Origin of the sequence: Nocardioides sp. NPDC057772, from assembly GCF_042798075.1 — a bacterium.
Taxonomy (GTDB): Bacteria; Actinomycetota; Actinomycetes; order Propionibacteriales; family Nocardioidaceae; genus Nocardioides.
In genome coordinates this window covers 1-8,894 of sequence record NZ_JBHVKN010000209.1, presented here as the reverse complement: position 1 = coordinate 8,894, position 8,894 = coordinate 1, and the positions used below count along the sequence as shown (strand labels likewise).

General features: G+C 71.6%; 9 protein-coding genes. 2 read left to right on the top strand and 7 right to left on the bottom strand.

The features are described from left to right. Positions 1-115: 115 nt before the first annotated feature. The 5 genes from rimO to ACFVJS_RS23605 form a co-directional block, all read right to left on the bottom strand. A complete protein-coding gene (rimO, locus tag ACFVJS_RS23625; RefSeq protein WP_378885608.1) occupies positions 116-1,519 on the bottom strand; it encodes a 30S ribosomal protein S12 methylthiotransferase RimO in 1,404 nt (467 codons plus the stop codon). A 139-nt stretch (positions 1,520-1,658) separates the two neighbouring features. Continuing rightward, positions 1,659-2,081 carry a universal stress protein gene (locus tag ACFVJS_RS23620; RefSeq protein ID WP_378885604.1) on the bottom strand — a complete coding sequence of 141 codons (423 nt, stop codon included), beginning with the start codon at positions 2,079-2,081 and terminating at the stop codon, positions 1,659-1,661. Further along, positions 2,081-3,604 carry a tripartite tricarboxylate transporter permease gene (locus ACFVJS_RS23615; protein ID WP_378885602.1) on the bottom strand — a complete coding sequence of 508 codons (1,524 nt, stop codon included), beginning with the start codon at positions 3,602-3,604 and terminating at the stop codon, positions 2,081-2,083. Before ACFVJS_RS23615 ends, ACFVJS_RS23620 begins: the two co-directional genes overlap by 1 nt. A gap of 10 nt (positions 3,605-3,614) precedes the next feature. Beyond that, entirely contained in the window at positions 3,615-4,148 is a 534-nt protein-coding gene (locus ACFVJS_RS23610; protein WP_378885600.1) for a tripartite tricarboxylate transporter TctB family protein, read from the bottom strand. Beyond that, the gene (locus tag ACFVJS_RS23605) at positions 4,145-5,092 is read right to left on the bottom strand and encodes a Bug family tripartite tricarboxylate transporter substrate binding protein (protein ID WP_378885598.1); all 948 of its coding nucleotides are present in this window, start codon (positions 5,090-5,092) and stop codon (positions 4,145-4,147) included. Before ACFVJS_RS23605 ends, ACFVJS_RS23610 begins: the two co-directional genes overlap by 4 nt. A 201-nt stretch (positions 5,093-5,293) precedes the next feature. On the opposite strand from ACFVJS_RS23605, the gene ACFVJS_RS23600 reads away from it, so the two are divergent. Together ACFVJS_RS23600 and ACFVJS_RS23595 are read left to right on the top strand one after the other, a co-directional pair. Beyond that, positions 5,294-6,961 carry an ATP-binding protein gene (locus ACFVJS_RS23600; protein WP_378885596.1) on the top strand — a complete coding sequence of 556 codons (1,668 nt, stop codon included), beginning with the start codon at positions 5,294-5,296 and terminating at the stop codon, positions 6,959-6,961. Beyond that, positions 6,958-7,680: a response regulator gene (locus tag ACFVJS_RS23595; RefSeq protein ID WP_378885595.1), complete on the top strand. Its 723-nt coding sequence runs from the start codon at positions 6,958-6,960 to the stop codon at positions 7,678-7,680. Before ACFVJS_RS23600 ends, ACFVJS_RS23595 begins: the two co-directional genes overlap by 4 nt. 11 nt (positions 7,681-7,691) lie before the next feature. Here ACFVJS_RS23595 and ACFVJS_RS23590 read toward each other — a convergent pair whose 3' ends face one another. Further along, entirely contained in the window at positions 7,692-8,705 is a 1,014-nt protein-coding gene (locus tag ACFVJS_RS23590) for a LacI family DNA-binding transcriptional regulator (protein ID WP_378885593.1), read from the bottom strand. A 32-nt stretch (positions 8,706-8,737) separates the two neighbouring features. After that, on the bottom strand, positions 8,738-8,884 hold the full coding sequence (locus ACFVJS_RS23585) for a carbohydrate-binding protein (protein ID WP_378885606.1): 147 nt from the start codon (positions 8,882-8,884) through the stop codon (positions 8,738-8,740). Positions 8,885-8,894 lie beyond the last annotated feature (10 nt).

Below are 8,894 nucleotides of genomic sequence, written 5' to 3'. Positions count from 1 at the left end.
CGCGAAGAACGGCACCGCGAGGATCCGCAGCGTGGTCAGCGCGTTGGGGACGTTCCAGTTGCTCGTCTTGACGGCGGCATCGGCGTTCTCGGGCTGAGCGTTCACGGACCGCACCCTAACCGTTCACCGACGCGACCAGGTCAACGCCTTCGGAGGCGATGACGGTGGCGGTCACGAGATCACCAGGACGTACGTCCTCGACATCGCGTTCGAGCGACGTCATCCCGTCGACCTCCGGACCCTGGTGGGCGGCTCGGCCCACGATCTCCCCGTCCGAGACCTCCTCGACGAGCACCACGACCTGCTCGCCGATCCGCTCCTCGGCGCGCTGGGCGGTGAGCTCTTCGACGAGCTCCTTGACGTGCTCGACGCGGGCGCGGATCTCGTCCTCGTCCAGCTTCAGCGAGGCGTCGAAGCCGGCGGCCTCGGTGCCCTCCTCGTCCGAGTAGCCGAAGACGCCGGTGACGTCCATGCGCGCGGCGACCAGGAAGTCGGTGAGGATCTCCAGGTCCTCCTCGGTCTCACCCGGGAAGCCGACGATGACGTTCGACCGCACCCCGGCCTCCGGCGCGTAGCCGCGGATCTGCTCCAGCAGGCCCAAGAAGCTCTCCGGGTCACCGAACCGCTTCATCCGCCGCAGCACGGCGTTGGAGGCGTGCTGGAAGCTCAGGTCGAAGTAGGGCGTCACGCCGGGCGTGGTGGCGATGACCTTCAGCAGGTCGGGGCGGGTCTCGGCGGGCTGCAGGTAGGAGACGCGTACGCGCTCGATGCCGTCGATGGCGGCCAGCTCCGGCAGGAGCGTCTCGAGCAGCCGGATGTCGCCGAGATCCTTGCCGTAGGAGGTGGAGTTCTCCGAGACCAGGAAGAGCTCCTTGACGCCCTGCTGGGCCAGCCACTGGGCCTCGTGGAGCACGTCGGAGGGGCGTCGCGACACGAACGAGCCGCGGAACTGCGGGATCGCGCAGAAGGTGCAGCGCCGGTCGCAGCCCGACGCGAGCTTCAGCGGCGCCCACGGGGCGTCGTCGAGCCGCGTACGCCCTGCGAAGCCGGGCACCTGGTCGACCGCGGCCATGCCGGGGACCGAGATGGCGGAGGCGTCGCGCTCGACCGGAGAGATCGGGAGCAGCAGACGCCGGTCCTGGGGCGTGTGGGGGTGGTGGGTCTCGCCGCTGAGGATGGAGCGGAGCTTGGCGGCGATGTCGGGATAGTCGTCGAAGCCGAGCACGGCGTCGGCCTCGGGCAGCTCGGCCGCGAGGTCCTTGCCGTAGCGCTCGGCCATGCAGCCGACCGCGACCACGGCCTGAGCCTTGCCCGACTCCTTGAGGTCGGCGGCCTCGAGGAGAGTGTCGACCGAGTCCTTCTTCGCCTGCTCGACGAACCCGCAGGTGTTGACGACCACGGTGTCGGCCTCGTCGGGGTCGGCGACCAGGCGGAACCCGCCGGCAGTGAGGCGCCCGGCGAGCTCCTCGGAGTCCACCTCGTTGCGGGTGCATCCGAGGGTGACCATCGCGACCGACACGACCTTCTGGTCAGCCTGCTGGTCGGTCGGTGCGGTCTCGGCGGAGGGTTCGGTGGCAGTGCTCATCACCGTGAAGTATGACGGGCACACACCCCGGACACCGAACCCTCGCGCCGGACCTGTGTCGATCGGCGGTCGATCAGTCCGGGACCGAGCCCGGCTTCACGGAGAGCACCGGACAGGCCGCGCCGAGCAGGATCCGCTGGGCGACGCTGCCCATCAGCAGCTTGCCCACCGGCGTACGCCGCCGCAGACCGACCACGATCAGCTTGGCGTCGAGCTGCTCGGCGGCGTCGAGGACGGCACCGGCGACGTCCGGGTCGATGGACTGTCGGACCTCGTGAGGCCGACCCGACTCGGTCAGCCGGCGCTCGAGCTCACCGACCTGCTCCTCGAGCGCGAAGCGTTCGTCGACCAGCGCGTCGCCCCGGGAGGCGTTGACGACCACGACACCGCGGTCACGACGCTCGGCGTCGGCCAGCGCCCAGTCGAGTGCGACCGAGCCGTAGACGTCGGGCGCCCACGCCACGACCACCCAGCCACCTGCGGAAGTCTCACTCATCAGTGCACCCGCTCCTTCTCGTCCTCGACGGCGGCCGACTCGTCGGCCCGTGCCCGGGCCCTGGCGATGAACGGCCGGCCCAGGATGAACAACGCGATCAGAACGTAGACGACCACCGCCAGCGGCTCGTTCAGCAACCCACCGTAGTCGCCGCCCGAGATCGTCAACGCCTCACGCAGCTTGGTCTCCATCAGCGGCCCCAGGATGACGCCGAGGATCAGCGGCAGCACCGGCAGGCCGAAGCGGCGCATCATCAGCCCGAGCAGACCGAACGCGACCAGCAGCCCGATGTCGAACGGGTCCAGGTTGGTGGCGTACGCACCCAGGCAGGCGAAGAACAGGATGCCCGCGTAGAGCTGCGGACGCGGGATCCGCAGCAGCCGGGCCCACAACGGCGCCAGCGGCAGGTTGAGCACCAGCAGCAGGGTGTTGCCGATCAGCAGGCTGGCCAGCAGCGTCCACACCAGGTCGGCGTGATCGGTCATCAGCTGCGGACCCGGAGTGATGCCGTAGCCCTGCAGCGCCGAGAGCATGACCGCCGCGGTGGCCGTCACCGGCAGTCCCAGCGCCAGCATCGGCACGAACATACCGGCGGCCGAGGCGTTGTTGGCCGCCTCCGGGCCGGCGACACCCTCGATGGCGCCCTTGCCGAACTCGTTGTGCTTCGAGAGCTTCCGCTCGGTGAGGTAGGAGAGGAAGGTCGGGATCTCGGCGCCACCGGCCGGGAGCGCGCCGAACGGGAACCCGAAGGCGGTGCCGCGCAGCCACGGCTTCCACGAGCGGCCCCAGTCGTCGCGGCCCATCCAGGGACGGCCGACGGGGATCACGTGCGCCGGGCGACGACGCAGGTGGGCGGCCACCCACAGGGCCTCGCCGAGGGCGAAGATGCCGACCGCGACGACCACGATGTCGAGCCGGTCGACGAGCTGGGTCACACCGAAGGTGAGCCGCGGCTGACCGGTGTTGAGGTCGAGACCGACCAGGCCGATCGTCAGGCCGAGGAACAGCGCGGCGAACCCGCGCAGGGCCGAGGTGCCGAGCACCGTCGTGGTCATGACCAGGGCCAGGACCATCAGTGCGAAGTAGGACGGTGCACCCAGCTCGACGGCCACGTCGGCCAGAGCCGGCGAGAAGAACGCCACCAGGATCGTGCCGATCGTGCCGGCGACGAACGAGCCGACCGCGGCGGTCGCCAGCGCCTGCGCGCCGCGCCCCGCCCTGGCCATCCGGTTGCCCTCCAGCGCCGTCATCACCGAGGCGGACTCCCCCGGTGTGTTCAGCAGGATCGAGGTCGTGGACCCGCCGTACATGCCGCCGTAGTAGAGGCCGGCGAACATGATGAACGCGCTGGTCGGCTCGAGCCGGTACGTCACCGGCAGCAGCAGCGCGATGGCCATCGCCGGCCCGATGCCGGGCAGCACGCCGACGAAGGTGCCCAGCAGCACGCCGATGGCGGCGTAGAGCAGGTTCATCGGGGTCAGGGCGGACTCGAGCCCACCCATGAGCAGTTCGAAGTTCTCCATCAGTCAGTCCTCACAGGATCCCGTCGAGTACGCCAGGGGTGAGCGGGATGCCCAGACCGACGTAGAAGGCGTACCAGCTGCCGATCGCCAGGACGAGCCCGACGATCACGTCGCGCACCAGCGTGCGGCTGCCGAGGGACCAGGCGGCGCCGGCGAACAGCACCGCGCCGGAGATGGCCCAGCCGAGCAGGTTGACGGTCGCGACCGTGAACAGCAGGACCGCGACCAGCTTGAGGACCGTCAGCCAGTCGGCCGACGAGCTCAGGTCGACGTCCTCGCCCTCCTCGGGCTCCGGCTGGGAGCCGCGGGCGGTGGCGACCGCGAGCAGCACGCCGACCAGGACGAGACCGGTGCCGATGACGTACGGGAAGACGCGGGGGCCGACCGGGTCGGCGAAGCCGACGTCGAGGCCGGCGGCGTCGATGATCGTGTAGATCCCGACGACGACCATGAACGCGGCCAGGCCGAACTGGCCGAGGTCGACCCGGCGTCGGGCGGGCTCGCTCTCGGGTCGGGTCTCGGGGTGGGTGTCGTGGACGCTCACAGCAGATCCAGCTCCTTCAGGGTCGAGGCGACGCGCTGGTCCTGCTCGACCAGCAGCTTGTCGAAGTCGTCGCCGGTGACGAAGGCGTCGGTCCAGCCGTTGTCCTTCAGCGCCTGCTGCCACTGCTTCGAGTCGTGCATGCGGGTGAGCAGGTCGATGAGCTCCTGACGGCGCTCGTCGCTGATGCCCGGCGGGGCGAGGATGCCGCGCCAGTTGAGGAAGACCAGGTCGATGCCGCTCTCGGTCAGCGTGGGCGCGTCGGCGAAGACCCCGGAGGCGCGCTCGTCGCCGGAGGTGGCGAGCACCCGGAGCTCACCTGCCTTCACCTGGCCCTCGAACTCGGCGAGACCGGAGAAGCCGACCTCGATCTTGTGGCCGAGCAGGGCGCTGGTGAGCGGTCCACCGCCGTCGTAGGTGACGTACTTGACGTCCTTCGGGTCGATGCCCGCGGCCTCGGCCAGCTGCATCGGGAAGAGATGGTCGGGGCCGCCGGGCGAGGAGCCGCCACCGACCACGACGGAGTCGGGGTCCTCTCTCCAGGCCTTCACCAGGTCGTCGATGGTCTGGAACGGCGAGTCGGCCGGAACCAGCACGCCCTCCTGCTCCTCGATGAGCTGGGCGATCGGGGTGGCGTCCTGGGGGCGGGCGTCCACGCCGAAGGAGTACGTCGAGCCGACCACGCCCAGACCGATGGTCATGAGCAGGTTGCCGTTGCCCTCCTCGCTCATCAGACGAGACATCGCGACGGAGCCGCCGGCACCCAGGATGTTGGTCACCTGGATGTCGCCGCCGGTCAGGTTGTCGCGGTCCAGGACGCCGACGGCCGCGCGGCCGGTCTGGTCGTAGCCGCCGCCGGGGCTGTTCGGGATCCACATGTCGAGGTCACGGGACTCCGCGCCACGGGTCACGCCGCAGGCGGATGCCGCGGCGAGCAGGCAGGTCACGAGCACCACGGTGAGGGCGCGGGTTCGGCGTATGCTCGCTGCCCGACGCGATGGCCTCTGCCGGCTCGGATCGGGCGGGGACTGCGATGTCGGCGTCGACAACGGCTGGCCTCCAGACTCAGGGGTGAAACGGTCAGTGGCGATGGTCACAGTCGGCGGTGACCGCCGTCACCATTGGGCAACCAAAGGAGGTTGTGGAACTTGTGGTCACAGGGTTCGCGCCGCCACCTGTCGCTGGCCGGGCAGGTGCTGGTGCTGCAGCTCTCGGTGCTGCTGCTCGTCGTCGTGGCGACCAGCATCGTCTCCCTGCGGCAGAGCGACGCCGATTTCCGTGACTCCCGCGAGGACCGGCTGCGCGCCGCCGCGGAGAGCCTGGCCGGCACCGCGGCCGTGCAGGACGGGCTGACCGGCACCCCCGACCGGCTCGCGCTGGCTTTCTACCTGCAGACCCGGGCCGCCGATGCTGGTGCCGACACCGCCTATCTCACCGATCTGGACGGCGAGGTGCTGGTCGCGACCGACCCCACCCGTGTCGGCGAGACCCTGGACCTCGGCGGCGCCGAGGCGAGCCGGGCCTGGTCCGGCGACATCGACGACGCCGGCCGGCGCGCGATCGCCGCGCAGGTCCCCGTCTACGGCGGCGGGTCGACCGGCGCCGACCCCCAGGCGCCCCGACCCGTCGGCGTCGTCGTGGTGACCGAGGACTACCCGCCGCTCACCGAGCGCATCGCCCGCACCTGGGCCGACGCCGTGACCGTGCTGCTGGCCGGGCTGGCGCTCGGGGTGCTGGGGTCGTTGCTGCTGGCCCGGCTGATCAAACGGCGTACGCGTGGTCTGGAGCCCCGCGACATCGCCGCCCTCGCCGACCACCGTGAGGGCCTGCTGCGCTCGATCCGCGAGGGGGTCCTGGCCGTCGGAGCCGACGGCCGGGTCAGCCTGATGAGCGACAGCGCCCGCGAGCTGCTCGGGCTCAGCGAGGACCCGACCGGCCGCCGTCTCGACGGGCTCGGTCTGCCCGCCGAGACGCTCGACCTGCTCAGTGGGACCGAAGAGGTGCACGACGCGCCGCTCGTCGCCGGCGACCGGGTGCTCGTGCTCAACCGCAACCGGGTCCATCACGACGGCCGCCCCGCCGGCACGGTCACCACGCTGCGCGACCGCACCGAGCTGGTCGCGCTGCAGAGCGAGCTCAACGCCCGCGAGAGCGTCACCGAGACGCTGCGCGCCCAGACCCACGAGTTCAGCAACCAGCTGCACACCATCACCGGTCTGCTCGAGCTGGAGGAGTACGCCGAGGTGGGCCGCTTCGTCACCGGGCTGACCGCCCGCCGGGCGGCGCTGAGCGACCACATCACCTCGCGGATCGACGACCCGGCGGTGGCCGCCCTGCTGATCGCCAAGGCCAGCCTGGCCGCCGAGCGGCGGGTGAGCATCGAGCTCGACTCCGCCAGCTCGCTCCCCCGGCTCACCCCGGACGGCTCCGCGGACGTCGTCACCGTTCTCGGCAACCTGGTCGACAACGCCGTCGACGCGGCCGCGCTGGTCGGACCGATGGACGGCCGCGTCGGCGTACTGCTGTCGGCGGAGCGCGAGACCGTGACCGTCCGCGTCTCCGACACCGGCGGCGGGGTGCCGGCCGAGCGGCTGCCCGAGATCTTCCGGCGCGGATTCAGCACCAAACCGCGCGACGCCAGCGGGCGTGGAGTCGGCCTCGCGCTGGTCCAGCTGGTGTGCCGTACGCGCGGAGGCGAGGTCGACGTGGAGAATACCGGGTCGGCGGAGCGCCCCGGAGCGGTCTTCATCGCCACCCTCCCCGGCGCCGTCCCGCTCGCACCACCCGCCACGACCGCCCCCGAGGAGACCCGATGACGTCCACACCGGAGCTCACCGTGCTCGTGGTCGAGGACGACTTCATGGTGGCCTCGATCCACACCCGCTTCGTGGAGCGGGTCGACGGCTTCCGGGTCGTCGGCGTGGCCGCCACCGGATCCCAGGCCCTCGACGAGACCGCCCGCCTCTCCCCCGACGTGCTGCTGCTCGACGTGCACCTGCCCGACTTCAGCGGCATCGAGGTGCTCCGGCGGCTGCGCGCACGCGGCGACGACACCGACGTCATCGTCATCACCGCCGCCCGCGAGGCCGACACCGTGCGCGCGGCCGCGGCCGGAGGCGCGGCCCACTACGTGGTCAAGCCGTTCCCGTTCGAGGACCTGGCCGCCCGGCTCGACGACGTGCGCCGTTCCCGCGAGGCGCTCGCCCGGATCGGGCAGCGCACCGAGGTGTCCGACGGCGCGGGCGACCGCGACGTGGTGCAGGCCGGCATCGACGAGGTGTTCAGCCACCAGGGCGCCCGCGAGGCCCGGGAGCGGCTGCCCAAGGGGCTCAGTGCCGAGACGGCGCGGGCCGTGCTGGCCGCGCTGCAGTCCGCCGGCGAGCTCAGCGCCACCGAGTGCGCCGACGCGATCGGGGTCTCCCGGGTGAGCGCCCGCCGCTATCTCGAGCACTTCGCGAGCACGGGCCGGATCGGCGTACGTCTCAACTACGGCACCGCCGGGCGGCCCGAGCGCCGCTACCGATCGATCTCCTAGCCGAGCGCGGCTCAGGCGGACTCGCGGATCACCAGCCGCGTCGGGAGCACGACGGAGGCCTCGACGTCCTCCCCCTCGACCAGGCGGAGGATCTGCTCGGCGAGGCGGGTGCCGATCTCGTGGATCGGCTGGTGCACCGTGGTCAGCGGCGGATCGGTGAACCGGGCCGCGTCGACGTCGTCGAACCCGATCACCGCCACGTCGTCGGGCACCCGGCGACCGAGCCGGCGCAGCGTACGCAGGGCGCCGTCGGCCATCAGGTCGGAGGCCGCGAAGACGCCGTCGATGTCAGGAGCGCGCTCCAGCAGCCGCTCCATGGCGTCCATCCCGGACTGACGCATGAAGTCGCCCTCCTCGACCAGCGGCGCGGCACCCAGCGCTTCCAGGACGTTCAGGTAGCCGGTCAGACGCTCGCGGCCGGCGACCATGTCCTGGGGCCCGGCGATGGTCGCGATCCGGCGCCGGCCGAGGCCGACGAGATGGCGCATCGCCGCCTCGACCCCGCTGGCGTGCTCGACGTCGATGTAGGGGACGGTGGCCTCACCGAGCGGCCGTCCGCTGGTCACGACCGGCACGCCCGCCGCCCGCAGCTCCTCGGGGAGGGTGTCGGCACCGTGCATCGAGGCCAGGACCACGCCGTCGACGGTGCGACCGTGCACGTAGCGCAGGATCCGGTCGTGGCTCGACTGGGTCGAGGCGAGCAGCAGGCCGAGCTGCTTGTCGGCCTTCTCCAGCGCCTCCCCGACGCCGCGGATGACACCCGGGAAGAAGGCGTCGTCGGAGAACACCCGAGTGGCGGACTCGGGCAGGATCAGCGCGATGGAGTCCGTACGCTGCGTCACCAGGCTCCGCGCCGCCGGGTTCGGCACGTAGCCGAGGTCGGCGATGGCCCGGCGGATGCTCTCGGCGATGTCGGGGCGCACGGTCGTGGAGCCGTTGACGACGCGGGAGACGGTCGCTCTCGAGGCCCCGGCCGCCCGCGCCACCGTCTCCAGCGTCGGTCGGCCGGCCGGGGTCTCCTTCATGAGTGGAACCTATCGCCTCCTGGCCCCGCCGGTCACCGGGAGAACGTGAACCAGTTGATGTTGACGAAGTCGGCCGGCTGGCCACTGGTGAACCTCAGGAACACCGTGTGCGTGCCGGTCGCTCCGTTGATGCTGCCCGGGACCGTACGCCAGCTCTGCCAGCCTCCGGTGTTGGCCACCGAGAAGCCC

Bases quoted from the DNA above. Each gene is read 5' to 3' on its own strand.
- ACFVJS_RS23615 (WP_378885602.1), bottom strand. From the start codon at position 3,604: ATGGAGAACTTCGAACTGCTCATGGGTGGGCTCGAGTCCGCCCTGACC.
- ACFVJS_RS23590 (WP_378885593.1), bottom strand. From the start codon at position 8,705: ATGAAGGAGACCCCGGCCGGCCGACCGACGCTGGAGACGGTGGCGCGG.
- ACFVJS_RS23595 (WP_378885595.1), top strand. From the start codon at position 6,958: ATGACGTCCACACCGGAGCTCACCGTGCTCGTGGTCGAGGACGACTTC.
- ACFVJS_RS23620 (WP_378885604.1), bottom strand. From the start codon at position 2,081: ATGAGTGAGACTTCCGCAGGTGGCTGGGTGGTCGTGGCGTGGGCGCCC.